Origin of the sequence: Micromonospora phytophila (assembly GCF_023656545.1) — a bacterium.
In the GTDB taxonomy this organism is placed as follows: Bacteria; Actinomycetota; Actinomycetes; order Mycobacteriales; family Micromonosporaceae; genus Micromonospora; species Micromonospora phytophila.
On the sequence record NZ_JAMOKF010000047.1, the window covers coordinates 1 to 25599 of the forward strand.

A 25599-nucleotide genomic window follows, 5' to 3' on the forward strand; every position below is an offset into this window, starting at 1 on the left:
GGCCCGGCCGACGTCGCCGAACGCGCCGACCGCCTGGTCACGCTCCTCGACGGCGGCGCGACGGCCAGCCACACGGCCCCCGAGTGGTGGCGGTGCTACCCGTTCGGTCCGGGCGACACCGCGCTGCGCATCGAGGTGCCGATCACCGACCTGCACGCGGCCGTCTACGCGCTGCGGGACGCCGCCGGCACCCCCGTCCCGGTACGCGGCTCCGCCGGCCTCGGCGTGGTGCACGCGGCCCTGCCCGGCGCCATGGCCCCCGACCGGGTCGCCTCGATCCTCGCCGCCGTCCGCGGGGTGCTCCTGGCCCGGCAGGGCCGCTGCGTGGTGGTCTCCGCGCCGGCACCCGTGCGGCGGGCCGTCGACCTGTGGGGCGAGCTGGCCGGGCTGGCCCGGCTGCGCGCGGCCAAGGAGCACCTCGACCCCCACCACCGCCTCGCCCCCGGCCGCCTCCCCGGCGGCCTCTGACCAGACCTCCGGCAGGCTCGGCACGCCCGGCGCTGCGGCGGTCAGCCGGCGTCGTTGCGGAGCACCAGAATGGCGATGTCGTCGCGGGGCGCCTCCACCGAGAAGCCGATCGCGGTCGAACGCAGCCGCGCCGCCACCACGTCCGCCGAGTACCCGGCCAGCGGGGCGGCGGCGTCGCGGAGCCGATCGGTGCCGAACAGCTCCCGGCCGCGTCGCCGTTCGGTCACGCCGTCCGTGTAGAAGATCAGGGAGTCGCCCGGGGCGAGCGGGATCTCCGCCGTCGGCGAGGTGATCGAGTCGAGCAGGCCGAGGGCGGTGCCGCCGGCGCCGACGAAGGACGCTCCGCCGCCGGAGCGCAGCAGCACCGGCCGGTCGTGGCCGGCGAGGTGCAGCGAGACGTCGAGCTGGTCGCCGTCGCCGGGCCCGACGGCGGCGAGGGCCAGCGTGCAGTACCGGCCACCGCCCCGCTCGACCAGCGTCTCGTTGAGCCGGGCCAGCGCCTCGGGCAGCGGCTTGCCGTCACCGACGAGCACCCGGATGACGTCGCGTACCAGCCCGGTGACCGCCGCCGCCTGCACGCCCTTGCCGGAGACGTCGCCGATCACCACCAGCCAACGCCCGTCGGGCAGTGGAACCACGTCGTAGAAGTCGCCGCCGACGTCGGCGTCGTCGCCGGTCGGGACGTACTCGGCGGCGAAGCCGATGCCGTCGACCAGCGGCAGCACCGGCGGCAGCAGCGACTGCTGGAGGGTCTGCGCGACCCGGCGCCGTTCGGCGTGGATCCGGGCGTTCTCGATCGCCAGGGCCGCCCGCCGGGCCACGTCCTCAAGCACGGCGACCTCGTCCGGGTCGTGCCGGTGCCGCTGGTGCCGGCCGACGGCCAGGGTGCCGAGCCGCTGCCCCCGGGCGATCAGCGGCACGCCGAAGCCCTCCATCGGCGCGCCGAGCGGCATCTGCGTGCCGTTGCGGGACGCCTCGCGCAGGCGGGCCTCGACCGAGTCGGGGCCGGTCTCCTGGAGCACCTTGTGCAGCTGCGGCAGCATCGACTCGTCCGCGTGGCTGGCGGCCGCGAGCCGCAGCCGGCCCCACTCGTCGGTGGTGTGCACCGCGCACCACTGCCCCAGCCGGGGGACCACCAGCTGGGGGATGAGCGCCATGGTCAGCTCGACGTCCAACGACTGCGCGAGCAGCTCGCTGGCCTCGGCGAGGAAGGTCAGCCAGGCCTGCCGGCGGACGTCCGCCCGGCGCAGCCGGTCGTTCTCCAGGTGCAGCGAGAGCCGTTCGGCCATCAGCACCGCGAGCGGCTTCGCGTACGCCGAGGGTGCCGCGTCCAGCTCCAGCTCGCCGGCGTACGGGCGGTGCACGGCCAGCGGCACCCGGAGCAGCTCGTTGCCGGGCCGGGGTTGGCGGCCGTACCGGGCCAGCACCTGCATGCCCTGCCCGTCGCCCCGGTCCAGCCGGACGGTCCCACCCGCCGCGCCGACCATCTCGGCCACCCGGGTGAGCAGGCCGGTCGCGAAGTCCGGCAACGGATCCTCGGCGTACGGATCCGGGGTGGTCTGCATCAGTTCGCTCATCGCCCCGGCGCTCGGCGCGGAGTTCTCCAGGGCCGTGCCGCCGCCCCCCGCGGACGCGGCGACCGGGGCCACCGACTCCTCGGCGCGCGCCTCCGCGTCCCCGGTGACCGGGTGGGGGCGGTCCAGCCGGAACCAGACGCCCTTGCCGGTGGGCAGGTAGGTGGTGCCCCAGCGGCTGGCGAAGTGGTCCACCAGGAGCAGCCCCCGGCCGCGTTCGGAGACCTCGGAGATGTCGGCGGAGTCGTTGCGGACGCCGACGGTCAGCTCGTCCACCGGCCCGGCGGCGAAGTCGGAGACCGTCACGGTGAGGCCGATCCGGTCGGCGACGACCTCGATGTCCAGGTCGGTGCCGGCGTGCTCCACCGCGTTGGTGGTGAGTTCGGTGGTCAGCAGCAGGGCCTCGTTGGCCAGTACGTCCAGGTCCGCCTCGGTGAGCACCGACCGCACCACGGCGCGGGCCGCGGCGGGCGTACGGCGGTCGGCGGGGAGCCGGACGTGCCGCACGTGCTCGTCTCGGCCCTCGATCGCCGCGGGCCCCGTCTCCGCTGACACCCCCGTATCCTCCACCGCCGGCCGCCGTGGTGCCAAGCCGATGCCGCACGAGCAGGGTCGTGGCGGGACGAGCGGGTGCGCGGCGGTGCGTTTCGGGCGTGGCGACGGTCGCGCCGTCGTGGCGTGGCGGAGGTCGCGGGCACAATGATGGGATGGCCGGCGTCGGCAGGAGCCGGTGGCCCCGAGCTGAGCGAGGAATGATGACCACGGCGAAACAGTCGGTAGCCGCGGACCCGTCCGCGCCAGACCACGAGGCGCTTCTCGTCGAGTTGACCGAGGCGCTGCGGCGGATCGGCCGCGGCGACCTCAAGGTGCGGCTGCCCCGGCGGGCCGGCCGGGCCGGTGAGGTGGCGGACGCCTTCAACGAGGTGGTCTCGCTCCAGGAGCGGCAGTACCTCGACCTGCGCCGGATCAGCCGGATCGTCGGCCGGGACGGCCGGCTCACCGAGCGCCTGGACGACGAGGGCCTCGACGGCTCGTGGGCGGAGGGGCAGCGGGCGGTCAACTCGCTGATCGACGACCTCGGCCGGCCCACCACGGAGATCGCCCGGGTCATCGTGGCGGTCGCCGACGGCGACCTGTCGCAGCACATGGCGCTGGAGATCGACGGTCGGCCGCTGCGCGGTGAGTACCTGCGCATCGGCCGGACCGTGAACACCATGGTCGACCAGCTCTCCTCGTTCTCCAACGAGGTGACCCGGGTGGCGCGCGAGGTGGGCACCGAGGGCAAGCTGGGCGGCCAGGCCGACGTCCGCGGGGTCGCTGGCACCTGGAAGGACCTCACCGACTCGGTGAACACGATGGCGTCGAACCTGACCGGCCAGGTGCGGTCGATCTCCCAGGTGGCGACGGCCGTCGCGCAGGGTGACCTGTCGCAGAAGATCACGGTGGGCGCCCGGGGCGAGGTCGCCGAGCTGGCCGACACGATGAACTCGCTCACCGACACGCTGCGCCTCTTCGCCGAGCAGGTGACGCGGGTGGCGCGCGAGGTGGGTACCGAGGGCAAGCTCGGTGGGCAGGCCGAGGTGCCGAACGTCGCCGGCACCTGGAAGGACCTCACCGACAGCGTCAACTCGATGGCGTCGAACCTGACCGCCCAGGTGCGCAACATCGCGCAGGTCTCCACGGCGGTGGCCCGGGGTGACCTGTCGCAGAAGATCACGGTCGCCGCGCAGGGCGAGATCCTGGAGCTGAAGGACACCGTCAACACGATGGTGGACCAGTTGTCGTCGTTCGCCGACGAGGTGACCCGGGTGGCCCGTGAGGTGGGCATCGAGGGCAAGCTGGGCGGCCAGGCGCAGGTGCGCGGCGTCTCCGGCACCTGGCGCGACCTCACCGAGAACGTCAACCAGCTCGCCGGCAACCTGACCAGCCAGGTGCGGAACATCTCGCAGGTCTCCACCGCGGTCGCGAAGGGTGACCTGTCGCAGAAGATCACCGTGGACGCGCAGGGCGAGATCCTGGAGCTGAAGAACACCGTCAACACGATGGTGGACCAGTTGTCGTCGTTCGCCGACGAGGTGACCCGGGTGGCCCGCGAGGTGGGCACCGAGGGCAAGCTGGGTGGTCAGGCGCAGGTCAAGGGCGTCTCGGGCACGTGGCGGGACCTGACCGACAACGTGAACTCGATGGCGTCGAACCTGACGTCGCAGGTGCGCAACATCGCCTCGGTCACCACCGCCGTGGCGAAGGGTGACCTGTCGCAGAAGATCACGGTGGACGCCCGGGGCGAGATCCTGGAGCTGAAGTCGACGGTCAACACGATGGTGGACCAGTTGTCGTCGTTCGCCGACGAGGTGACCCGCGTGGCCCGCGAGGTGGGCACGGAGGGCAAGCTCGGCGGCCAGGCCCAGGTGCGCGGCGTCGCCGGCACCTGGCGGGACCTGACCGACAACGTGAACTCGATGGCGTCGAACCTGACCGCCCAGGTGCGCAACATCGCCCAGGTCTCCACCGCGGTCGCCAAGGGCGACCTGAGCCAGAAGATCACGGTGGACGCCCGGGGCGAGATCCTGGAGCTGAAGTCGACGGTCAACACGATGGTGGACCAGCTGTCGTCGTTCGCCGACGAGGTGACCCGGGTGGCCCGCGAGGTGGGCACGGAGGGCAAGCTGGGCGGTCAGGCGCAGGTCAAGGGCGTCAGCGGTACGTGGCGGGACCTGACCGACAACGTGAACTCGATGGCGTCGAACCTGACGTCGCAGGTACGCAACATCGCCTCGGTCACCACCGCGGTGGCCAAGGGTGACCTCGGTCAGAAGATCACGGTGGACGCGCAGGGCGAGATCCTGGAGCTGAAGAACACCGTCAACACCATGGTCGACCAGCTGTCGTCGTTCGCCGACGAGGTGACCCGGGTGGCCCGCGAGGTGGGCACCGAGGGCAAGCTCGGCGGCCAGGCGCAGGTCAAGGGCGTCTCGGGCACCTGGCGCGACCTGACCGAGAACGTCAACCAGCTCGCCTCGACCCTCACCACCCAGCTGCGCGCCATCGCCCAGGTCTCCACCTCGGTGACCCGGGGCGACCTGACCCAGCGGATCGCGGTCAAGGCGCAGGGCGAGGTCGCCGAGCTGAAGGACAACATCAACCAGATGATCGTCACCCTCCGGGAGACGACCAAGAAGAACGCCGAGCAGGGCTGGCTGGACTCCAACCTGGCCCGGATCGGCGGCCTGCTCCAGGGCCAGCGCGACCTCGGCGAGGTCTGCCGCATGATCATGATGGAGGTGACCCCGCTGGTCGACGCGCAGCTCGGCGCGTTCTTCCTGGCGGACACCTCCGAGGGCGTGATGCGGCTGCGGCTGACCTCCTCGTACGGCTACGTGGCGCGGGGGCACGACGTCACCTTCGGGCCGGGCGAGGGGCTGGTCGGCCAGACCGCGCTCTCCCGCCGGACGATCCGGGTCAGCGCGTCGCCGGACGGCAAGCTGATGCTCCGCTCCGGCCTCGCCGAAACGCCGCCGGCCGATCTGGTCGTGCTCCCGGTGCTCTTCGAGGGCGAACTGCTCGGGGTGATCGAGTTCGCCAGCGTGGCGGCCTTCTCCGAGCTGCACCTGTCGTTCCTGGAGCGGCTGGTGCTCACCATCGGCCTCGCGGTCAACACCATCCAGGCCAACCGGCGTACGGAGGAGTTGCTGGCCCAGTCCCAGCGCCTCGCCCTCGAGTTGCAGGAGCAGTCGGCGGAACTCCAGCGCACCAACGCCGAGCTGGAGGACAAGGCGCAGCTGCTCTCCGAGCAGAAGGGCAACATCGAGACCAAGAACCGGGAGATCGAGCTGGCCCGGCTCGGCCTGGAGGAGAAGGCCCAGCAGCTCACCCGGGCGTCGGCGTACAAGTCGGAGTTCCTGGCCAACATGAGCCACGAGCTGCGTACGCCGTTGAACTCGCTGCTGCTGCTGGCCCGGCTGCTGGCCGAGAACTCCGAGCAGAACCTCAGCCCGAAGCAGATCGAGTTCGCCCGGACGATCCACAGCGCCGGCTCGGACCTGCTCTCGCTGATCGACGACATCCTGGACCTGTCCAAGATCGAGGCGGGCCGGATGGACGTCGAGCCGACGGAGATCCGGTTCGACGAGATCCGCGGCTACGTGGAGCAGGCGTTCGCGCCGCAGGCCGAGGAGAAGGGTCTCGACTTCCAGGTGCGGGTCAGCAAGGACCTGCCGCCGGCTCTGGTCACCGACGCCCAGCGGTTGCAGCAGATCCTGCGCAACCTGCTCTCCAACGCGGTCAAGTTCACCGACAACGGGGCCGTCACGCTGCGGATCGCCCCGGCGCCCGAGACCGCGGTCTTCGACGTGCCGGCGCTGACCAACGCCCGGCAGGTGATCGCGTTCCAGGTGATCGACACCGGTATCGGCGTCTCCGACGACAAGCTGTCGCTGATCTTCGAGGCGTTCCAACAGGCCGACGGCACCACCAGCCGCCGCTACGGGGGCACCGGGCTGGGTCTGTCGATCAGCCGGGACCTGGCCCGGTTGCTGGGCGGCGCGATCAGCGTGGCGTCGGCGCCCGGGCAGGGCTCCACGTTCACCCTCTTCGTCCCGGACGTGCTCGCCCCGGACGCGGTGGTCGCCCCGCTGCCACCGTCGCCGTCGCGGGCCGGACTGCCGTCGTCGCTGCTGATGCCGCCGCCGGAGCTGCCCCAGCCGGCGTCCACGCCGGCCACCCGGCGGTTGGACGGCGCGACCGTGCTGATCGTGGACGACGACGTCCGGAACGTCTTCGCCCTCACCAGCGCATTGGAACTGCACGGGCTGACCGTGTTGTACTCGGACAACGGGGCGGACGGGGTCCGCCTGCTGGCCGAGCATCCGGAGGTGGACATCGTGCTGATGGACGCGATGATGCCCGACCAGGACGGTTACGAGACGACCCGGCAGATCCGGCGCAACCACCGGTTCGCGGACCTGCCGATCGTGTTCCTGACCGCGAAGGCCATGCCCGGCGACCGCGAGTCGGCGCTCGCCGCCGGGGGTAGTGACTACATCACCAAGCCGGTCGACCTGGACGAGCTGATCGAGCTCATGTCGTCCTGGATCAGCGGCAGTCGGACCGAGGAGAGTTCGTGACCCAGATGGCGAAGGCGCTGCTGGTGGATGACCGCCGGGAGAACCTCATGGCCCTGGAGGCGATCCTCCAGGGCCTGCCGGTCCAGTCGGTGGCCGTGGAGAGCGGTGAGGCGGCGCTGAAGCAACTGCTGGTGGACGACTTCGCGGTGATCCTGCTGGACGCGCAGATGCCGGACATGGACGGCTTCGAGACGGCCAGTCACATCAAGCGGCGCGAGCGTACCCGGCACGTGCCGATCATCTTCCTCACCGCCGCGGACAAGGACGCCCAGCTCGCCCTGCGCGGCTACGCCGTGGGTGCGGTGGACTACCTGACCAAGCCGTTCGACCCGTGGGTGCTGCGGGCCAAGGTGTCGGTCTTCGTGGAGCTGTGGGTGAAGACCCGCCAGTTGGCCGCGCAGTCCGACCTGGTGCGGGAGCGGGACGCGCAGTGGCGGGTGCTGACCGACGCGGTCGACGAGGCCACCACCCTGCTGCGCACCGACGACCCGGACGACCGCGACCGCGCCGTCGACCTCCTCGAGAACGCCCGCTGGGGCAACACCCCCTGACAACCCCCGCCTCGCCGCGCACCTTGGGTGCCCGGGGTGGTCAGCCGGTGGGCTGGTCGTTGCGGATCATCAGGGCTGAGCGCAGGCCGGTGATGTCGAGGACGCGCAGCAGGAAGTCGCCGACGTTGGTCAGCACGAGCAGGCTCTGCGCGTGGCTGGCCTTGCGGCTGAGCACGACCAGGGTGCCCAGGCCCTGCGAGTCGCAGAAGGTGACCCCGCCGAGGTCGAGGACGATCCGCGGGGGCGGCTCGGCCAGGACCTCGTTGACGACGGTCGACAGCTGGGCGGCCGTGAGCATGTCGATCTCACCGGCAAGGCGAAGCACAGCTTCGTCGCCCGTCCGGTGTAGCGTGATGGACAGTTCGGCACGATCCACCCGGTCAGCCTAGCGCGATCTCGACCACCCGGCCCGCCGAGCCGGATCCGCGCCGGCCCGTCCCTCGCGCCCGGGCGCGGAGCGCCCGGGCGCGGAGGCTCGGCCCCGCGTGAGCCTGGTAACCCCGCCCCGGGGTGGGTGCCGATTCGCCGTTCGGCGCTGACACAATGGCGGCATCGTGACCGATATGTTTCCCGCCGGATCCGGCCGTTACCCGGCCGACGCGCCGGCCTCCGAGGCCCTGTTCGACCGCGCCCGCGCCATCGTGCCGGGCGGGGTGAACTCCCCCGTGCGCGCCTTCCGTGCCGTCGGCGGCACCCCGCGCTTCATGGTCCGGGGGGAGGGGCCCTGGCTGCACGACGCCGACGGCCGGCGCTACGTCGACCTGGTCTGCTCCTGGGGCCCGCTGATCCTCGGGCACGCCCACCCGGAGGTGGTCGCCGCCGTGCAGGCCGCCGCCGCCCTGGGCACCAGCTTCGGCACGCCCACCCCGGGCGAGGTCGAGCTGGCCGCCGAGATCGTCGCGCGCACCCCGGTCGAGCAGGTCCGGCTGGTCAACTCGGGCACCGAGGCCACCATGTCGGCGATCCGGCTGGCCCGCGGCTTCATTGGCCGTTCCAAGATCGTCAAGTTCTCCGGCTGCTACCACGGGCACTCCGACGCGCTGCTCGCGGCGGCCGGCTCCGGCGTCGCCACCCTCGGCCTGCCCGACTCGCCCGGGGTGACCGGCGCGGCGGCGGGCGACACCATCGTGCTGCCGTACAACGACATCACCGCGGTGGAGGAGGCCTTCGCCGCCCAGGGGCAGCACATCGCCGCCGTGATCACCGAGGCCGCCGCCGGCAACATGGGCGTGATCGCCCCCCGCGACGGCTTCAACTCCCAGCTCGCCCGGGTCGCGCACGCGCACGGCGCGCTGCTCATCGTCGACGAGGTGATGACCGGGTTCCGGGTCTCCCGCGCCGGCTGGCACGGCCTCGACCCCTCCGACGCCGACCTGTGGACGTACGGCAAGGTCATGGGGGGTGGGCTGCCCGCCGCGGCGTTCGGCGGGCGCACGGAGATCATGTCGCGACTGGCCCCCGCCGGCCCGGTCTACCAGGCCGGCACCCTCTCCGGTAACCCGCTGGCCTGCGCGGCCGGCCTGGCCACGCTGCGGCTCGCCGACGACGCGCTCTACCGCAGGTTGGACGAGACGGCCGCCGCGGTGGGCAAGCTCGCCGCCGACGCGCTGGCCGCCGCCGGGGTCCCGCACCGCCTGTCGTACGCGGGCAACATGTTCTCGATCTTCTTCACCGACGCCGACGTGGTCGACTACGACAGCGCCCGCACCCAGCAGGTGCCCGCGTTCAAGGCGTTCTTCCACGCGATGCTCGCCGCCGGCGTCTACCTGCCGCCGAGCGCGTTCGAGTCGTGGTTCGTGTCGGCGGCGATCGACGACGCCGCTCTGGAGCAGATCGCCGCGGCGCTCCCGGTTGCGGCGCGGGCAGCGGCGGCGGCGGGTCACGGGGGGTTGTGACGGTGAGCAAGACGGTGGTCCACGTGCTGCGGCACGGCGAGGTGCACAACCCCGACCAGATCCTCTACGGCCGGCTGCCCGGCTTCCGCCTCAGCGAGCTGGGCGTGCAGATGGCCAAGGCCGCGGCGCAGGGGCTGGCCGAGCGGGAGATCGTGCACGTGGTGGCCAGCCCGCTGGAACGCGCCCAGCAGACCGCCGAGCCGATCGCCGCCCAGTTCGGCCTCCCGGTGGGGGTGGACGAGCGGCTGATCGAGAGCGCCAACTGGTTCGAGGGCAAGAAGGTCTCCCCGGGTGACGGGTCGTTCCGCGACCCGCGCAACTGGTGGGTGCTGCGCGACCCGGTCACCCCGTCCTGGGGCGAGGCGTACCGGGTCATCGCCGAGCGGATGTTCGCCGCGCTGCACGCCGCCCGGGTCGCCGCCGAGGGGCGCGAGGCGGTGCTCGTCTCGCACCAGCTCCCGATCTGGACGCTCCGCCGCTACGTCGAGCGCAAGCGGCTCTGGCACGACCCGCGCAAGCGCCAGTGCGGGCTGGCCAGCCTCACCTCGTTCCACTTCGACGGCGCCAAGGTGGTCGGCATCGGCTACTCCGAGCCCGCCGCGCACCTGATCTCGTTGTCGCCGACCGCCCGGACGGCCAAGGGGGCCTGATGAACGCCCGGAGGTGGACCGCCGGTCTGCTCGCCACCGTCGCCGCAGTGGCGCTGACCGCCTGCTCGTCGTCGAGCCGGGAGGAGGCCTGCGGCACCAACTCCGACGGTGTCATCGAGTGCACCCCCGACCAGCGTTCGGCGGCCCCGAAGATCGCCGGCGAGCTGCTCACCGGCGGCAACTACGACGTGGCCAGGGACCGCGGCCAGGTCGTCGTGCTCAACTTCTGGGGTTCCTGGTGCAACCCGTGCCGGGCCGAGGCGGACGACCTGGAGAACACCTACCAGGCCACCAGGGGCTCCGGGGTGACCTTCGTGGGCATCAACATCCAGGACCAGCGGGACAAGGCCAAGGCGTTCGAGGAGGGCCGGGTCACCTACCCGAGCCTCTTCGACCCGCCGAGCCGGCTGGCGCTCGCCCTCGACATCCCGCCGAACACCATCCCGGCCACCGTCGTGCTGGACCGTCAGGGCCGGATCGCCGCGGTGATCCGCGCGGCGGTCAAGCAGGAGGGCCTGCAGCCCATCGTCGAGCGGGTCGCCGCGGAGTCGCCCGCGCCGACCGGCCAGCGCTGATGGGCGAGACGTTCCGGGAGCTCGCCCAGTCCGGCCCGCTGCTGCTCGCCATCGGCGCGGCGGCGCTCGCCGGGCTGGTCAGCTTCCTCTCCCCGTGCGTGCTGCCGCTGGTGCCGGGCTACCTGTCGTACGTCACCGGGCTCGCCGGCACCGACCTGGAGGGCCGACGCCCGGCGCCCCCGGCCGACGACGACGCCGCCGGGGGCGGCGGGGTGGCGGTGCGGGAGCGGACCGCGCCGGCCGCCGTCAAGGGCCGGGTGCTCGCCGGGACGCTGCTCTTCATCGCCGGCTTCACCGTCGTCTTCACCGCCACCGCGATCCTCTTCGCGAGCGTCGGCAAGGTCTTCTTCCAGTACGAGCGCACCTTCGAGATCGTCATCGGCGCGCTGATCGTCGTGCTCGGGCTGAGCTACGTCGGGCTGGTGCCGGGTATGCAACGGGAGTTCCGGATCAGCCGGCTGCCCGCCGCCGGGCTGCTCGGCGCCCCGGTCTTCGGCGCGGTCTTCGCGCTCAGCTGGGTGCCCTGCGTCGGCCCGACGCTCGGCGCGGTGATCGGGATGGCCGCCGTCGGCGGGCAGACCGACCGGGCCGTGGTGCTCGCCGTGGCGTACTGCCTCGGGCTGGGGGTACCGTTCGTCGTCTTCGGGCTGGGCTTTCAGCGCCTGCTCGGGGTCTTCCGCGCCGTGCGGCGCAACAGCCGATGGGTCACCCGGGTCGGCGGCGCCCTGCTGATCCTGATCGGCCTCGCGCTGGTCACCGGCGGGTGGACGAACGTCGTGATCTGGTTGCAGACCACCGTCGGGGTGGGCGAGGTGAGCATCTGATGACCGTCGTGGACGAGCGGCCGGCGCCCCCGGCCGAGGTGCCCCGACGCCGGCCCGGGCGGGTGCTGGCCCTGCTGCGCAACTCGTGGCGGCAGCTCACCAGCATGCGTACCGCGCTGGTGCTGCTCTTCCTGCTCGCGGTCGCCGCCATTCCCGGCTCGGTGCTGCCGCAGCGCGGGGTCAACCCCGAGGACGTGCGGGACTACTTCACCGCGCACCCCGACCTGGCCCCGGTGCTCGACCGGATCGGCGCCTTCGAGGCGTTCGGCTCGGTCTGGTTCTCCGCGATCTACCTGCTGCTCTTCACCTCGCTGATCGGGTGCATCACCCCCCGGCTGCGCGACCACTTCCGGGCGCTGCGGACGAAGCCGCCGCTCGCGCCGAAGCGGCTGGACCGGCTGCCGCAGCACGCGGTGCTGCCCACGCCGGCCGGCGGGGCGGCGGCGATCGCCGAGACGCTGCGCCGGCGGCGCTGGCGGGTGGTGGTCCGCGGCGACGAGGTCTCCGCCGAGAAGGGCTACCTCAAGGAGACCGGCAACCTGCTCTTCCACAGCTCGATGCTGGTCGTGCTGGTCGGCGTCGCGCTCGGGTCCTGGTACGGCTGGAGCGGCAACCGGCTGCTCGTGGCCGGCGAGGAGAACGCGTTCTGCAACACCCGCCAGCAGTACGCCGAGGCCAAGCTCGGCCCGCGGGTGGGCAGCGAGGACCTGCCCGGCTTCTGCGTCCGGCTCGACGAGTTCCAGGCCCGGTTCCTGGAGTCGGGGCAACCGGAGTTCTTCAACGCCACGGTGACCGTGGACGAGCCCGGCGGCGAACGGCGGCAGGCCGACTTCTCGGTCAACTCGCCGCTGCGGCTCGACGGCGCCAGCGTCTACCTGCTCGGCCACGGCTACGCCCCGGTGATCCGGTACACCGACCGGTACGGGCGCAGCCAGACCAGCACCGTGCCGTTCCTGACCACCGGGGACCCCGGGCTGACCAGCGAGGGCTTGGCGGCCTTCCCGGACGCCAACGTCGACCCGGCCACCGGCCGGCGCGACCCGGACCTCCAGATGGCGTTCACCGGGCTCTACCTGCCGACCGCCCCGCAGGCGGCCCCCTTCGTGCGTTCCGAGTACCCGACCGAGCGCAACCCGGCGCTCAACCTGACGGCCTACCGGGGCAACCTGGGGCTGGACGCCGGCATCCCCGGCTCGGTCTACGAGCTGGACCAGCGGCAGGTGCGCGCCGGCAGGGTCAAGGAGGCCGGCGCCAAGCTGCTGAAGCAGGGCGAGACCTGGACGCTGGACGACGGCACCAAGGTCGAGTTCCTCGGCACCGAGCCGTACGTCACCCTCTCCGTGCGGTACGACCCCGGCCAGGCGCTGTTGCTGGTCAGTTCCGGGTTCCTGCTGGTCGGGCTGATGGGTTCGCTGTTCGGCCGGCGCCGTCGGGTCTTCTTCCGGGTGCTCCCGGCGGGCGCCGGCGACGCGCCCGGGGCCGGTGCCGCCGACCCCGCGGGTGGATCTCCGACGAGCGGTAGTAGCTTGGTTGAGGCCGGTGGGTTGCCGCGCACCGACCATCCAGGGTTCGCCGACGAGTTCGCGCAGCTCGTCGCCGCAGTGAGCGGTGACGAGCGGGCCGACGCGGAGCGCGCGGAAAGCGACCCGGCCGGAGCGCGAGAAGGAGCCGAGTGATGTCCGCACTCTCCGACCAGCTGGTGACGTTCGCGATCCTGGTGTACCTGGTCGCGATGATCAGCCACGCCGTCGAGTACGCGCTCGGCAACGCCCGCGCCCGCACCGTGGCGGCCCCCGCCCGGGAGCTGGTCGGCGCCGGGGTCGGCGGGTCCGGGGGCCTGACCCCGCAGCCACCCGCGGCGACCGGTGCGGCGGCGGCCGAACGCACCGCCCGGCGCGCCCGGCTGGCCGGTCTGACCGCCGTCGTCGCCACCGCGATCGGCGCCCTGCTGCACCTCGGTGCCCTGGTCACCCGCGGCCTCGCCGCCGACCGGATGCCCTGGGGCAACATGTACGAGTTCGTGCTCACGGTCTCCTGGATCGGCGTCACCGCCTGGCTGGTGGTGCTCTGGAAGCGGCCGTCGCTGCGCCGCCTCGGGCTGTTCCTCACCCTGGTGATGGTGCTGCTGGTGGCGACGGCCGAGCTGGTGCTCTACACCCCGATCGTGCCGCTGGTGCCGGCGCTCAACTCGTACTGGTTCGTCGTCCACGTCTCGACCATCGTCTTCTCCTCCGGCATCCTGCTGCTCGGCGTGGTGCCGGCGGTGGCGTACCTGATGCGGGCCGGCCACGAGCAGGGCAAGCGGAGCTTCCCGTATACCCTGGCGAAGCGGATGCCGGCGGCGGCGGCCCTGGAACGGCTGACCTTCGTGCTGCACGCCTTCGCGTTCCCGATCTTCACCTTCGCGGTGATCGCCGGGGCGATCTGGGCCGAGGCGGCCTGGGGCCGGCCGTGGGGCTGGGACCCGAAGGAGACCTGGGCGTTCATCTCCTGGGTGGTCTACGCCGGCTACCTGCACGCACGGGCCACGCCGAGCGTGAAGCGGAACGTGGCGACCTGGCTCGCCGTGCTGGGCTTCCTCACCGTGCTGATGAACCTGTTCGGGGTGAACATCTTCTTCGAGGGCCTGCACTCCTACGGCGGCCTCGACTGATTCCGCATTTTGTAGGACTACACTTCCAAGAACTGTAGTCCTACAAAACGGGGTGACCGTGGGGCCGACCAAGCCAGCAGGGATCTTCGACCGCGACATCGAGTGGGCCGAGCTGGTGCGGTTCGCGACCGACGACCGGGCGGGCGCGACACTCGGTGTGGTCAGCGGACGTCGTCGGCAGGGCAAGACCCTGCTCCTCTACGAACTGGCTCGAGCCACCGGCGGCTTCTACTTTGGCGCGACCGAGGCGACCCAGGCGGATTCCCTGCGGCGGCTCGGCGAGGCACTCGGCCGGCACACCGGCGCTCCTGGCCCGGTGCACCTGGCCGACTGGCCCAGCGCAGTCGACGCCCTGCTGGCCCTGGGCCGGCAGGGCCCGGTCACGGTGGTGATCGACGAGTTCCCCTACCTTGCCCGGGCCAGCCGGGACCTGCCGTCGATCATCCAGCACGCGCTGACCCCGGGGCGCACCGAGCGCACCGGGTCCCGTACCCGCCTGCTGCTCTGCGGTTCGGCCCTTTCCTTCATGGGCGGCCTGCTGGCCGGCTCCGCCCCGCTGCGCGGGCGAGCCGGACTGGAGCTACCGGTCGCACCGCTGGACTACCGGGCCGCAGCGGCGTTCTGGGGGCTCGGCGACCCGTCGCTCGCCGCCCGGGTGTTCGCCATCGTCGGGGGCACGCCCGCCTATCGCCGGGAGTACGTCCAGGACGACGCGCCGACCGGTCCGGACGACTTCGACGACTGGGTGGTGCGGGCCGTCTTGAACCCGGCCCGGCCGCTCTTTCGCGAGGCGCGCTACCTGCTAGCCGAAGACCCGGATCTGAGAGACACCGCGCTCTACCACTCGGTGCTGGCCGCGGTCGCCGAGGGCAACGGCACCAGGGGTGGGATCGCCGGCTTCATCGGTCGCAAGGCCACCGATCTGCAGCACCCCCTGACGGTGCTGGAGGACGCCGGCCTGCTGGTTCGGGACCCTGACCCGCTGCGCAGTGGCCGTAGCCGCTACCGGATCGCCGAACCGTTGATCACCTTCTATCAGGCCGTCATGCGGCCGGCCTGGACCGCGCTCGAGCAGCGCCGTGGGATGGACGTCTGGCGCCGCTCCCAGCGCCGGTACACCAGTGCGGTGCTCGGGCCGGGCTTCGAGGAGACCGTCCGGCAGTGGGCGTTGCGGTTCGCCGCCCCGGAGACGTTCGGTGGCATCGTCGCTGAGGCGAGTGCCGCCGTCCTCACCGACCCGTCCAGCCGAACCAGCCACGAACTGGACATCGTCGCGCTGGGGGAGCCGCCACTGGGCGACGGTCCACGCCCGCTGCTCGCCGTCGGCGAGGTCAAGTGGGGCCGTACGCTTGCCCGTCCCGACCTGGACCGGATGGACCGGGCCCGCGACCTGCTCGTCTCCCGTCCCGGCCTGGACGCGCGCGACGCCCGGTTGCTGCTCGCCAGCGCCGAGGGGTTCACCGAGGAGCTGCGGCAGCTCACTGACCGCAGGCCGGACGTGGTCCTCGTCGACCCGGTCCGGCTCTACTCCGGTGACTGAGCCCCCCGGTCGGGTCAGCCGCCGAACCAGCCGGGCACGTCGAGGCGGAAGAGGTTCGCCGGGGCGACCGCGCGCAGGTCGTCCTCCATCGCGGTGACCCGGTCCGGGCCGAGGGTGGCGGCCCACCGCTGCCGCAGCCGGTCGAAGACGACCGCCGACCGGCGCAGACCGTCGAGGCCCCGTGGGGTCGTCCGGACCAGCTTGCGGCGGGCGTCGCGCGGGTCGTCGCCGCGTTCCAGGTAGCCGAGCGCGACCAGGCGGTCCACCGTCTTGCCGGCGGCCTGCTTGGAGATGCCGAGCCGCTGGCCCAGCTCGGTGGCGGTGGTGCCGTCGGCGCCGACGGCCTGGAGCACGAAGCCGTGCAGCGGCCGCAGCTCCGGGTGCCCCTGCCGGGCCAGCTCCGCGTGCAGGTCGTCGATGAGCGTACGGAAGCCGGCCAGCAGCAGCAGGGGCAGCAGGAAGCCGGGCCGCTCGGGCTCAGGCGTTGCCACGTTCGACAACCTGGTTTACTGTTTGGACAACCACGTTGACGATCGTACGTCACGGCGGACGCGCCCTCGCATGCCGCCGCACCGACCCCGAGAGCAGGCCCCGTGCCCCCTTCCGTCTTCACCGCGCACACCCCGGAGACCGCGCCCGCCGCCGCCCGGCCGACCATCGAGGGGGTACGGCGGAAGCTCGGCTGGCTGCCCGCCCCGGTGGGCCTGATGGCCGAATCACCGGAGCTGCTCGCCGGTTTCCTCACCGCCAGCCGGCACTTCGAGTCCAGCGGCCTCGACCCGCTGGAGCGCGAGGTGGTCGTACTGACCGTCGCCGGCCGCAACGAGTGCCACGTCTGCGTCGCGCTGCACACCGCGACGCTCACCCGGCTCGGTGCCGACCCCGATCTGATCGACACCCTGCGGGCCGGCACCCCGCTGTCCGACCCGCGGCTGGAGGCGCTGCGCCGGTTCACTCTCGCCGTGCTCGACCATCGGGGCGCGGTGCCCGACGACGAGGTGCGCGCCTTCCTGGCTGCCGGATACCAACCCCGGCACGCCCTGGACGTGGTGCTCGGCGTCGGGACGTACACCATCTCCACCTTCGCCAACCGGCTCACCGCCGCGCCGCTCGACCCGCCGCTGGCGGCGTACGCCTGGCAGCCGGCGACCGACGCCTGACCGGTGCCCGGGGCCGCCCTACGTCCGTGGCCCCGGTCCGGACGCGTGGGAAGACCCACAGCGGCGACGGCGACCCGGCGTGGGCAGGGCGCCGAGGCGTGCGGGAGACTGGCAGGCATGGCGGCTCGTGGCTTCCCGTACACCGATCTGAAGGACTTCCTCGCGGCGCTGGAGCGCGCGGGTGAGCTGCGGCGGGTGAGCGTCCCGGTCGACCCCACCCTGGAGATCAGCGAGATCGTCACCCGGACGGTCCGCGCGGGCGGCCCGGCGCTGCTCTTCGAGCGGCCCACCCGGGGCGAGATGCCCGTGGCGATCAACCTCTTCGGCACCGAGAAGCGGATGGCGATGGCGCTCGGCGTCGAGTCGCTGGACGAGATCGGCGAGCGGATCGGCGCGCTGGTCAAGCCGGAGCTGCCGGTCGGCTGGTCCGGCATCCGCGAGGGGCTCGGCAAGGTCATGCAGCTCAAGTCGGTGCCGCCGCGCAAGGTGAAGACCGCCGGATGCCAGCAGGTCGTCTACCGCGGCGACGACGTCGACCTGAACAAGCTGCCCGGCCTCCAGGTCTGGCCCGGCGACGGCGGGATCTTCCACAACTACGGGCTGACCCACACCAAGCACCCAGAAACGGGCAAGCGCAACCTCGGCCTCTACCGGCTCCAGCAGCACGGGCGCAACACCCTCGGCATGCACTGGCAGATCCACAAGGACTCCACCGCCCACCACGCCGTCGCCGAGCGGCTCGGCCAGCGACTGCCCGTCGCCGTCGCGATCGGCTGCGACCCGGTCGTGTCGTACGCCGCCAGCGCCCCGCTTCCCGGCGACATCGACGAGTACCTGTTCGCCGGCTTCCTGCGGGGCGAGCGGGTGGAGATGGTCGACTGCCTGAGCGTGCCCCTGCAGGTGCCGGCGCACGCCCAGATCGTGCTGGAGGGCTACCTGGAGCCCGGGGAGCGGCTGCCGGAAGGCCCGTTCGGCGACCACACCGGCTTCTACACCCCGGTCGAGCCCTTCCCGGTGCTGCACGTCGAGACGATGACCATGCAGCGCGAGCCGGTCTACCACTCGATCGTCACCTCCAAGCCGCCGCAGGAGGACCACGGCCTCGGCAAGGCCACCGAGCGGATCTTCCAGCCGCTGCTCAAGCTGCTGATCCCGGACATCGTCGACTACGACCTGCCGGCCGCCGGCGTCTTCCACAACTGCGCGATCGTGTCGATCCGCAAGCGCTACCCGAAGCACGCCCAGAAGGTGATGAACGCGATCTGGGGCGCCCACCTGATGTCGCTGACCAAGCTGATCGTGATCGTGGACGAGGACTGCGACGTGCACGACTACCACGAGGTCGCCTTCCGCGCCTTCGGCAACGTCGACTACGCCCGCGACCTGCTGCTCACCGAGGGCCCGGTGGACCACCTCGACCACGCGTCGTACCAGCAGTTCTGGGGCGGCAAGGTCGGCGTCGACGCCACCCGCAAGCTGCCCACCGAGGGCTACACCCGGGGCTGGCCGGAGGAGATGACCATGTCGCCGGAGGTCACCTCCCTGGTCGACAAGCGCTGGAAGGAGTACGGGATCTGATGGCCGCGACCTCCGAACCGCGCGATCTTGCACTTTCCGCCGCCGATTCGCCTGGTTCATCCGCCGCTGTCGGGGCGGCAGGTGCACGATCGCAGGGGAGGGTCCGGGCCTTCCTCAGGCTCGTGGCGATCGAGCACTCGGTCTTCGCGCTGCCGTTCGCGTACCTGTCGGCGCTGACCGCCATGCAGGTCGACGGCGGGCGGGTGCGCTGGGCCGATCTGCTGCTGATCACCGTGGCGATGGTCGGGGCGCGGACGTTCGCGATGGCCGCCAACCGGATCCTCGACCGGCGGATCGACGCGCGGAACCCGCGTACCGCCGCCCGGGAACTGGTCACCGGGGCGGTGAGCGTGCGGACGGCCTGGACCGGCGCGGCCGTCGCCCTGGTGGTCTTCCTCGCCGCCGCCGCCCTGCTCAACCCGCTCTGCCTGGTGCTCGCCCCGCTCGCCGTGGTGCCGCTGGTGGTCTACCCGTACGGCAAGCGGTTCACCAACTGGCCGCACGCCATCCTGGCGATCGCCCAGGCCGTCGGCCCGGTCGGCGCCTGGCTCGCGGTCACCGGCACCCTGGATGGCTCCTGGCCGGCCTGGCTGCTCGGCGCGGCCGTCGGCCTCTGGATCGGCGGCTTCGACCTGATCTACGCCTGCCAGGACGCCGAGGTGGACCGGGAGATCGGCGTGCACAGCGTGCCGGCCCGCTACGGCCTGCGCTTCGCCCTGCACGCCTCCACCGTCGCGCACGTGGTGACCTTCGCGCTCTTCGTCTGGTTCGGCGCGCTGGTCGGCTTCGGCTGGCTCTGGTGGGTCGGGCTGGCGCTCACCGCGGTCGCGTTCGGCTACCAGCACGTGGTGGTCAGCCCCAGCGACCTGAGCAAGGTCAACCGGGCCTTCTTCACCGCGAACGGCTTCGTCGGCATCGCGCTCTTCGTCTTCGCCCTGCTCGACCTGGTGATCCGCCTCGGCCTGCGCCCCTGAGGCGGGTCAACCCCGTCGGGCGGTGGCGGGCTCCGGTCGGGCGACCCGGTAACGGGCGCTCTCCAACGTCCACTCCACCGTGCCCCGCACGGCAGCCGCCACCCCGTCGAGGTGGTCGGTGACCGCCTTGTCCAGCGCCGGGCCGAACGACGGCACCGCCGCGCGGAGCCGGACGAAGTGCCGCATCGACTTCCGCCACCGCTCCACCGTCAGCGCGACCGCCGTCTCCACCGGCACGCCGTGCTCGGCCGCCGTCGCCAGCACCAGGTTGTGCCCGCCCGAGGTGGCCCTGTCCCGCTCCAGCGAGGCCAGGTCGTTGTACCAGGACAGCAGGTCGTTGCCGGTGTCGGCGATCCGCCGCAGCAGCGGGTGGTGGTAGACCGGGTCGGGCAGCGGACGCCCGGTGACGAACTCCACCAGCGGATACGACACGTACGCGGCGGAGGTGGCGCGCCGCAGCTCGACGTACTCGGCGACGCCGGGGGAGCGGCCGGTGGCCTTGTTGACCGCCTCCCGCCAGGTGCCGTCGAGGTGGTGGGCGACCGCGTCGGCGAAGCGCACCCGCCAGCGGGCCGGCATCCGGCGACGGGGTTCCCGGAACGCCCGCACCAGCAGCCGCCGCAGCGGCCCCGTCAGGCCGGTGTGCCGCAGCCGCGGGCCGTCGTGCAGCAGGGTCACCGCCCCGGCGCGCAGCGCCCGGATCTCGTCGGTGCTCAGCCGACCCGACCCGTCACAGGCGTCGTCGACGAGGAAGAACCAGGTGAACAGGGCGGCCAGCACGCGCAGGTCGCCCTCGTCGGCGTCCGGGTAGAGCCGGCCGGCGTACCGGGCGAAGCCGGCCCGGGCCAGCCGCCGCAGCGCGGCCTCGTCCAACGGCAGGCCGAGGTCCGGAAGCAGGTCGTCGGTCAGCCACTCCTGCACCCGGTCGGCGTACGGCGAGAGCCGGGGCGGGATCGGGCATTCGGACCGTAGCGACCAGAGGACCTCGTCGGTCATCACCGATTCCTCCCGCGTGCGATCGGCTCCTGTGCAAATCGCCCCCGGCAGCATGGCAGGTCCACGGGATACCCGCTTCCCCGGCCGGACAACGCGTCCCGTCGCGGACAACCGGCCCTCCGGAGGACATCGTGGACGCGCCGGCCGCCAGGACCGGTGGGCCGACGCGGCAGGGGTGCCCGGCGGCCGGAGAGGACGACCAGGCAGGCTGGAGGCATGCGGGAACCATGGGTGGTCGGGGTCTCCGGGGCGTCCGGCACCCCGTACGCGGCAGCCGTCGTCCGGGCGCTGCTCGACGCCGGGGAGCCGGTGGACCTGATCGTCTCCCGGGCCGCCCGGCTGACCGTCCTGGACGAGACCGGTCGCCCGTTCCGGGACGGGCACTGGGCCGAGGATCTCGCCGCGTGGCTGGGCCGGGACCTGGCCGGGGCCGACGTGCGGCACTGGCCCGCCGGTGACCTGGCGGCCGGTCCGAGCAGCGGCTCCTACCGGGTACGGGGGATGGCGGTCGTGCCGGCGAGCACGGCGGCCTGCGCCGGCATCGCGATCGGGCTCTCCAAGGACCTGCTCCAGCGGGCGGCCGAGGTCAACCTCAAGGAGCGCCGGCCGGTGGTGGTGGTGCCCCGGGAGACGCCGGTGACCCGCAGCCACCTGGAGCATCTCATCGCGCTGCACGACGCCGGTGCGGTGGTGCTGCCGGCCAGCCCCGGCTTCTACGGCGCGGGTGCGGCGGCCTCCGCCGCGCAGCTCGTCGACTTCGTGGCCGGCAAGGTGCTGGACGCCCTCGGCGTACGGCACACGCTGTTCCGTCGGTGGTCGGGTGAGCTGGGTGCGGCGCGGAACTGAATTGGGCCGGGCTCACAGGTACGCGGACCGGACCTGACGTCCGGTCCGCGCGCCGATCCGCACCTTGTCAGTACATGCCGGCGTTGGCCGGGCCTGGCCCGGTCGAGGCGGCCGGACCGGCGTTGCGCGCCTTGCCGACGTCCTCCGCCTCGTCCAACATGCCCTCCCCCTCAAGCAGGGCCCGCACCTCGGATTCCCGAAACCGGCGATGCCCGCCTGGAGTCCGGATGCTGCCTATCCGGCCCGCCGCTGCCCACCTCGTCACCGTCTTCGGGTCAACCCGAAACAGCGCGGCGACTTCACCCGGTGTCAGCAGGCGATCTCCAGTGTCCACAGCCCCCTCCTCGCGTCGACGAAGCCCCCGGCTGAACACACTGCCCCCGGCCGGTGCGAGCCCAGAGCCGTCATGAGGGACGTATGGCAATTACAGCACCAGCGACCTGGCCTGTCCGCCAAACGCGAAAAACGCACTGAGTGGGAAGTTAGTAAATGATACCGGTGCCACTCTCCCTTGACCGTCCGTCTGCGAGTCGTTACCCGCTGTCATGTTCAACGCACGCCGAATGCCCGGCGTTACGCCTTTGCGACTAGGGTCTACAGTCCGTGGACGCCATCGACCTGAGGCTCGTGGAGCTGCTGAGAGGCAACGCCCGTCTGTCCTACGCCGAGCTCGCCAGGCAGGTCGGCCTCTCCGCGCCGGCCGTGCACGAGCGGGTCGGCAAGCTGGAGTCCAGCGGGGTGATCCGGGCGTACCGGGCGGAGGCGGAGCCCGAGGCGATCGGGCTCGGCGTCACCGCGCTGATCGGCATCGTCGAGGACTCCGGCGGCGACACCGACGACATGCTCGAGGCGTTCCGGCGGATGCCGGAGATCGAGTCCTGCTACTTCATGGCCGGCGTCGAGTCGTTCCTGCTCAAGGCCCGGGTCGGCACCATCGCCCAGCTCGAAGAGCTGATCATGCGGTTGAACCGGACGCCCGGGGTCGCCTCCACCCGCACCGGCATCGCCCTCTCCACCAAGTGGGAGAACCGTCCGCAGCCCCTGGAACTCCCCTCCGCCTGAGTTGCCGCCCCCGACCGGCCCGCCGGCCCGCCTTCGACGGGCTGCACGCGCTTCATGGGCAGCCGGGCGTACTGGGGCCGGGTGGCCGGTCGGCCCTGGCGCGCTGCGGTGCCCCGGCGATAGCGTGCGCCGATGACGAACCCCCCGCCCGGAGCGGCCGTGGTGACCGGTGCCGCCGGCGGGCTGGGCCGCGCCATCGCCGCCGCGCTGCACGCCGACGGCTGGCCGGTGCTCCTCACCGACCTCGACGCCGAGGCGGTCGCCGTCGCCGCCGCTCCGCTGGGCGGCTGGTCCCGCGCGCTGGACGTGCGCGACGAGGCGGCCTGCGCCGCCGTCGCCGATGAAGCAGCCGCCGAGGCTGCCGCGCGGGGCGCGCGGGGCGGGCTCGGCCTCTGGGTGAACAACGCCGGCATCCTGGTCACCGGTCCTTCCTGGGAGCAGGACGCCGCGACCCGGCGGCGGGTGGTGGAGGTGAACGCCCTCGGCGCGATGAACGGCACCCTCGCCGCGCTGGCCGTCATGCGCGCTCAGGGGCACGGGCACGTGCTCAACGTGGTCTCGCTGGCCGGGCTGGTGGCCGCCCCCGGCGAGACCGTCTACGCGGCCAGCAAGCACGCCCTGGTCGCGTTCAGCATCGGCACCCTGGCCGACCTGCGGCTGGCCGGTCACCGACGCGTACACGTGTCGTGTCTGTGCCCCGACGGGATCTGGACGCCGATGCTGCACGACCGGCTGGACGACCCGGGTGCCGCGGCCTCCTTCACCGGGACGCTGCTCAGTCCGGAGCTGGTGGCCCGGCGGGCCGCGCGGCTGGCCCGACGGCCCCGCCCGGTGGTCAGCGTGCCGCGCTGGCGCGGCGCGCAGGTCCGGCTCTTCGACGCCATGCCCGGCGTGGCGCTGCGACTCGCCCCGCTGATCCTCGCCGCCGGCCGGGCCGGCCAGCGCCGCCAGCTGCGCCGGACCGGGGCCGATCAGCACCGCCGGAACCCGGCCCGATGAGCAGCGCCGGAACCGGGCCGACCAGCACCGCCGGACCGGGGCCGACCCGCGCTGGCCGGCTTGCTACGTTTCCGGCGTGACTCATCTCGACCGGTGCGACGAGGCCAGCCGGCGTTGGGTGACCGAGGCGATCGGCGCCGTCGAGGCGGACGCCAACCGGTCCGCCGACACCCACCTGCTGCCCTTCCCGCTGCCCCGGCCGTGGGGGATCGACCTCTACCTCAAGGACGAGTCGGTGCACCCGACCGGCTCGCTCAAGCACCGGCTGGCCCGCTCGCTCTTCCTCTACGGGCTCTGCAACGGCTGGATCGGCCCGGAGACCACGATCGTGGAGGCCTCCTCCGGGTCGACCGCCGTCTCCGAGGCGTACTTCGCGCGGATGCTGGGGCTGCCGTTCATCGCGGTGATGCCGGCCTCCACCTCGCCGGAGAAGATCGCCCAGATCGAGTTCCAGGGCGGCCGCTGCCACCTGGTGGACGACCCGGCCAAGGTGGTCGTCGAGGCCCGCTGGCTGGCCGAGGACACCGGCGGGCACTACATGGACCAGTTCACCTACGCGGAGCGGGCCACCGACTGGCGGGGCAACAACAACATCGCCGAGTCGATCTGGGCGCAGCTCGCCCTGGAGCGGCATCCGATCCCCGCCTGGGTCGTGGTCGGCGCCGGCACCGGCGGCACCAGCGCCACCATCGGCCGGTACGCCCGCTACCGCCGGCTGCCCACCAAGCTCTGCGTGGTCGACCCGGAGAACTCCGCGTTCTACCCCGCCTGGCAGGCGGCCGACTGGTCGGTGCGGACCGGGCGTGGCTCCCGGATCGAGGGGATCGGCCGGCCCACCGTGGAGGCGTCGTTCCTGCCGTCGGTGGTGGACCGGATGGTCCAGGTGCCCGACGCCGCCTCGCTGGCCGCCATGCGGGCCGGATCGGCCGTGCTCGGCCGCCGGGTGGGCGGCTCGACCGGCACCAACCTGTGGGGCGCGTTCGGGCTGATCGCCGAGATGCTGGCCGAGGGCCGCACCGGTTCGGTGGTCACCCTGATCTGCGACGCCGGCGACCGTTACGCCGACACGTACTACGCCGACGACTGGGTGGCCGCCCAGGGCCTGGACCTGGCCCCGCACCTGGCCACCGTCGAGCGCTTCCTGACCGACGGCGCCTGGCCGGCCTGAGGCCCTTCCGACGGCGTCAGCGCGGGTAGATCCGTTCGGTCAGCCCGGGGTAGCGCACCACGTAGCCGTCGGCGTCCAGGTCGATGTCGGCGGTGAAGGTGTCGCTGGTGAAGCGGACCCGGCCGGGACCGAGCGAGGTGTAGACCTGCTCGGCGGGCACCACCAGCAGGCCCGGCACCAGCACCCAGGCGACCGCGATCCGGTGCGGGATGTCGGCGGGCCCGCGGGCCAGCCCGAGCCGGCGTACCGGCAGGGCGTTGAAGAGCGCCGCTCCGCCGAGGTCGACGTCGAGCGCGTCGGCGAGCCGGTCGGGGTCGTCGGTGCCGGGCAGCCCGGCGGCCGGATGGCCGGCCGCCCGCAACGCCGCGTCCAGGTCACCCTGCTCGGCGGTGGTCACCCGCCACCGGTCGGCGGACCGTTCCAGGCGTACGCTGCGCAGCCAGCCGGCGCCCTCCGCCTCGACCTCGACCCGGGTCGTGGCCCAGCCGGGGTCGGTGGTCACCTGGTAGCGGCAGGTGTAGGGGATCGGGTCGACGGCCGTCTGGGTGCCCCGCGCCGTCAGCCCGCGGCCGTCGTCGAGCAGCGCGTGCTCCGCGCCGGCGGTGTCCGTCCGGGCCCAGAAGAGCGACTTCGGCATGGTCGGCATGAGCCGGACGTTACGCGACCCGGCCGACACCGGCAGCGGATGCGAAAACGCCGCCGCGGAGCGTGGGCTCCGCGACGGCGTCACCGTCTGGCTCGGGTCAGTGGGTACGCGCCGGCGGTCGCCCGCCGCCGAAGCCCCGCTGCTCGTCGCGCGGCCGGTCGTCCCGCCCGCGGCCCTCGGAGCGGAAGCCGCCCCGGTCGCCGTAGCTGCGCCCCTCGGTGGGCCGGTCGCCGTAGCTGCGGCTCTCGGTGGGTCGGTCGGCGTAGCGCCGCTCGCCCTGGGGCCGGTCGCCGTAGCCCCGGCTCTCGGTGGGTCGG

At 72.9% G+C, this 25599-nt stretch carries 22 protein-coding genes and 2 pseudogenes; 17 read left to right on the forward strand and 7 right to left on the reverse strand.

Going from position 1 to position 25599, the window contains the following annotated elements; translation table 11 throughout:
* A pseudogene (locus tag NCC78_RS09305) lies at positions 1–468 on the forward strand (FAD-binding oxidoreductase); the annotation flags it as partial.
* A 41-nt stretch (positions 469–509) separates the two neighbouring features.
* Here the strand turns inward: NCC78_RS09305 and NCC78_RS09310 are convergent.
* Positions 510–2597 carry a SpoIIE family protein phosphatase gene (locus tag NCC78_RS09310; protein ID WP_250793454.1) on the reverse strand — a complete coding sequence of 696 codons (2088 nt, stop codon included), beginning with the start codon at positions 2595–2597 and terminating at the stop codon, positions 510–512.
* 197 nt (positions 2598–2794) lie between these two features.
* Here NCC78_RS09310 and NCC78_RS09315 point away from each other — a divergent pair, with 197 nt between their 5' ends.
* Both NCC78_RS09315 and NCC78_RS09320 read left to right on the forward strand, forming a co-directional pair.
* Positions 2795–7165, forward strand: coding sequence for a HAMP domain-containing protein (locus NCC78_RS09315; protein WP_372495094.1), 4371 nt, complete (start codon positions 2795–2797; stop codon positions 7163–7165).
* Entirely contained in the window at positions 7162–7716 is a 555-nt protein-coding gene (locus tag NCC78_RS09320) for a response regulator (protein ID WP_250793458.1), read from the forward strand. Before NCC78_RS09315 ends, NCC78_RS09320 begins: the two co-directional genes overlap by 4 nt.
* A 40-nt stretch (positions 7717–7756) precedes the next feature.
* Here the strand turns inward: NCC78_RS09320 and NCC78_RS09325 are convergent, their stop codons facing one another.
* Positions 7757–8092 (reverse strand): STAS domain-containing protein, encoded by a 336-nt coding sequence (locus tag NCC78_RS09325; protein WP_250793460.1) that lies wholly within the window; start codon positions 8090–8092, stop codon positions 7757–7759.
* Positions 8093–8270: 178 nt separating this feature from the next.
* Here NCC78_RS09325 and hemL point away from each other — a divergent pair, with 178 nt between their 5' ends.
* From hemL to NCC78_RS09360, 7 genes are read left to right on the forward strand one after another with little or no spacing between them, the layout of a single operon-like run.
* A complete protein-coding gene (gene hemL, locus NCC78_RS09330; RefSeq protein WP_250793462.1) occupies positions 8271–9611 on the forward strand; it encodes a glutamate-1-semialdehyde 2,1-aminomutase in 1341 nt (446 codons plus the stop codon).
* Positions 9608–10261, forward strand: coding sequence for a histidine phosphatase family protein (locus NCC78_RS09335; RefSeq protein ID WP_250793464.1), 654 nt, complete (start codon positions 9608–9610; stop codon positions 10259–10261). The genes hemL and NCC78_RS09335 overlap by 4 nt, the downstream gene beginning before the upstream one ends.
* On the forward strand, positions 10261–10836 hold the full coding sequence (locus NCC78_RS09340) for a TlpA family protein disulfide reductase (RefSeq protein ID WP_250793466.1): 576 nt from the start codon (positions 10261–10263) through the stop codon (positions 10834–10836). The genes NCC78_RS09335 and NCC78_RS09340 overlap by 1 nt, the downstream gene beginning before the upstream one ends.
* A complete protein-coding gene (locus NCC78_RS09345) occupies positions 10836–11660 on the forward strand; it encodes a cytochrome c biogenesis CcdA family protein (protein WP_250793468.1) in 825 nt (274 codons plus the stop codon). Before NCC78_RS09340 ends, NCC78_RS09345 begins: the two co-directional genes overlap by 1 nt.
* The gene (gene resB, locus NCC78_RS09350; protein ID WP_250793470.1) at positions 11660–13336 is read left to right on the forward strand and encodes a cytochrome c biogenesis protein ResB; all 1677 of its coding nucleotides are present in this window, start codon (positions 11660–11662) and stop codon (positions 13334–13336) included. Before NCC78_RS09345 ends, resB begins: the two co-directional genes overlap by 1 nt.
* On the forward strand, positions 13336–14313 hold the full coding sequence (gene ccsB, locus NCC78_RS09355) for a c-type cytochrome biogenesis protein CcsB (protein ID WP_250793472.1): 978 nt from the start codon (positions 13336–13338) through the stop codon (positions 14311–14313). The genes resB and ccsB overlap by 1 nt, the downstream gene beginning before the upstream one ends.
* A 58-nt stretch (positions 14314–14371) precedes the next feature.
* On the forward strand, positions 14372–15853 hold the full coding sequence (locus NCC78_RS09360; protein ID WP_250793474.1) for an AAA family ATPase: 1482 nt from the start codon (positions 14372–14374) through the stop codon (positions 15851–15853).
* 14 nt (positions 15854–15867) lie between these two features.
* On the opposite strand, the gene NCC78_RS09365 is transcribed toward NCC78_RS09360, so the two are convergent.
* Positions 15868–16344 carry a MarR family winged helix-turn-helix transcriptional regulator gene (locus NCC78_RS09365; protein WP_250793476.1) on the reverse strand — a complete coding sequence of 159 codons (477 nt, stop codon included), beginning with the start codon at positions 16342–16344 and terminating at the stop codon, positions 15868–15870.
* 102 nt (positions 16345–16446) lie between these two features.
* Here NCC78_RS09365 and NCC78_RS09370 point away from each other — a divergent pair, with 102 nt between their 5' ends.
* From NCC78_RS09370 to mqnP, 3 genes are all read left to right on the forward strand, one after another.
* Positions 16447–17013: a carboxymuconolactone decarboxylase family protein gene (locus tag NCC78_RS09370; RefSeq protein WP_250793478.1), complete on the forward strand. Its 567-nt coding sequence runs from the start codon at positions 16447–16449 to the stop codon at positions 17011–17013.
* A 117-nt stretch (positions 17014–17130) separates the two neighbouring features.
* Positions 17131–18591, forward strand: a complete 1461-nt coding sequence (locus tag NCC78_RS09375; protein ID WP_250793480.1) for a menaquinone biosynthesis decarboxylase — start codon at positions 17131–17133, stop codon at positions 18589–18591.
* Complete coding sequence (gene mqnP, locus NCC78_RS09380; RefSeq protein ID WP_250793482.1) at positions 18591–19565, forward strand: menaquinone biosynthesis prenyltransferase MqnP; 975 nt, start codon at positions 18591–18593, stop codon at positions 19563–19565. The genes NCC78_RS09375 and mqnP overlap by 1 nt, the downstream gene beginning before the upstream one ends.
* A gap of 6 nt (positions 19566–19571) precedes the next feature.
* Here the strand turns inward: mqnP and NCC78_RS09385 are convergent, their stop codons facing one another.
* The gene (locus NCC78_RS09385) at positions 19572–20561 is read right to left on the reverse strand and encodes a terpene synthase family protein (protein WP_250793484.1); all 990 of its coding nucleotides are present in this window, start codon (positions 20559–20561) and stop codon (positions 19572–19574) included.
* A gap of 216 nt (positions 20562–20777) precedes the next feature.
* On the opposite strand from NCC78_RS09385, the gene NCC78_RS09390 reads away from it, so the two are divergent.
* Positions 20778–21407 (forward strand): UbiX family flavin prenyltransferase, encoded by a 630-nt coding sequence (locus NCC78_RS09390; RefSeq protein WP_250793486.1) that lies wholly within the window; start codon positions 20778–20780, stop codon positions 21405–21407.
* Between the two features lie 67 nt (positions 21408–21474).
* Here NCC78_RS09390 and NCC78_RS09395 read toward each other — a convergent pair whose 3' ends face one another.
* Positions 21475–21741 carry a BldC family transcriptional regulator gene (locus NCC78_RS09395; RefSeq protein ID WP_250793488.1) on the reverse strand — a complete coding sequence of 89 codons (267 nt, stop codon included), beginning with the start codon at positions 21739–21741 and terminating at the stop codon, positions 21475–21477.
* A 269-nt stretch (positions 21742–22010) separates the two neighbouring features.
* Between NCC78_RS09395 and NCC78_RS09400 the strand changes: the two genes are divergently transcribed.
* From NCC78_RS09400 to cds1, 3 genes are all read left to right on the forward strand, one after another.
* Positions 22011–22469, forward strand: coding sequence for an Lrp/AsnC family transcriptional regulator (locus NCC78_RS09400; RefSeq protein WP_250793490.1), 459 nt, complete (start codon positions 22011–22013; stop codon positions 22467–22469).
* A gap of 132 nt (positions 22470–22601) precedes the next feature.
* Positions 22602–23468, forward strand: a complete 867-nt coding sequence (locus NCC78_RS09405; protein WP_250793492.1) for an SDR family NAD(P)-dependent oxidoreductase — start codon at positions 22602–22604, stop codon at positions 23466–23468.
* A 76-nt stretch (positions 23469–23544) separates the two neighbouring features.
* Positions 23545–24636 carry an L-cysteine desulfhydrase Cds1 gene (gene cds1, locus NCC78_RS09410; RefSeq protein WP_250793494.1) on the forward strand — a complete coding sequence of 364 codons (1092 nt, stop codon included), beginning with the start codon at positions 23545–23547 and terminating at the stop codon, positions 24634–24636.
* Between the two features lie 16 nt (positions 24637–24652).
* On the opposite strand, the gene NCC78_RS09415 is transcribed toward cds1, so the two are convergent.
* A complete protein-coding gene (locus NCC78_RS09415) occupies positions 24653–25273 on the reverse strand; it encodes a putative glycolipid-binding domain-containing protein (protein WP_250793496.1) in 621 nt (206 codons plus the stop codon).
* Between the two features lie 106 nt (positions 25274–25379).
* Positions 25380–25599, reverse strand: a pseudogene (locus tag NCC78_RS09420) (DEAD/DEAH box helicase); the annotation flags it as partial.

Bases quoted from the DNA above. Each gene is read 5' to 3' on its own strand.
- NCC78_RS09390 (WP_250793486.1), top strand. From the start codon at position 20,778: ATGCGGGAACCATGGGTGGTCGGGGTCTCCGGGGCGTCCGGCACCCCG.
- resB (WP_250793470.1), top strand. From the start codon at position 11,660: ATGACCGTCGTGGACGAGCGGCCGGCGCCCCCGGCCGAGGTGCCCCGA.
- NCC78_RS09385 (WP_250793484.1), bottom strand. From the start codon at position 20,561: ATGACCGACGAGGTCCTCTGGTCGCTACGGTCCGAATGCCCGATCCCG.
- NCC78_RS09415 (WP_250793496.1), bottom strand. From the start codon at position 25,273: ATGCCGAAGTCGCTCTTCTGGGCCCGGACGGACACCGCCGGCGCGGAG.
- NCC78_RS09315 (WP_372495094.1), top strand. From the start codon at position 2,795: ATGATGACCACGGCGAAACAGTCGGTAGCCGCGGACCCGTCCGCGCCA.
- NCC78_RS09345 (WP_250793468.1), top strand. From the start codon at position 10,836: ATGGGCGAGACGTTCCGGGAGCTCGCCCAGTCCGGCCCGCTGCTGCTC.
- mqnP (WP_250793482.1), top strand. From the start codon at position 18,591: ATGGCCGCGACCTCCGAACCGCGCGATCTTGCACTTTCCGCCGCCGAT.
- ccsB (WP_250793472.1), top strand. From the start codon at position 13,336: ATGTCCGCACTCTCCGACCAGCTGGTGACGTTCGCGATCCTGGTGTAC.
- NCC78_RS09375 (WP_250793480.1), top strand. From the start codon at position 17,131: ATGGCGGCTCGTGGCTTCCCGTACACCGATCTGAAGGACTTCCTCGCG.
- NCC78_RS09405 (WP_250793492.1), top strand. From the start codon at position 22,602: ATGACGAACCCCCCGCCCGGAGCGGCCGTGGTGACCGGTGCCGCCGGC.
- NCC78_RS09340 (WP_250793466.1), top strand. From the start codon at position 10,261: ATGAACGCCCGGAGGTGGACCGCCGGTCTGCTCGCCACCGTCGCCGCA.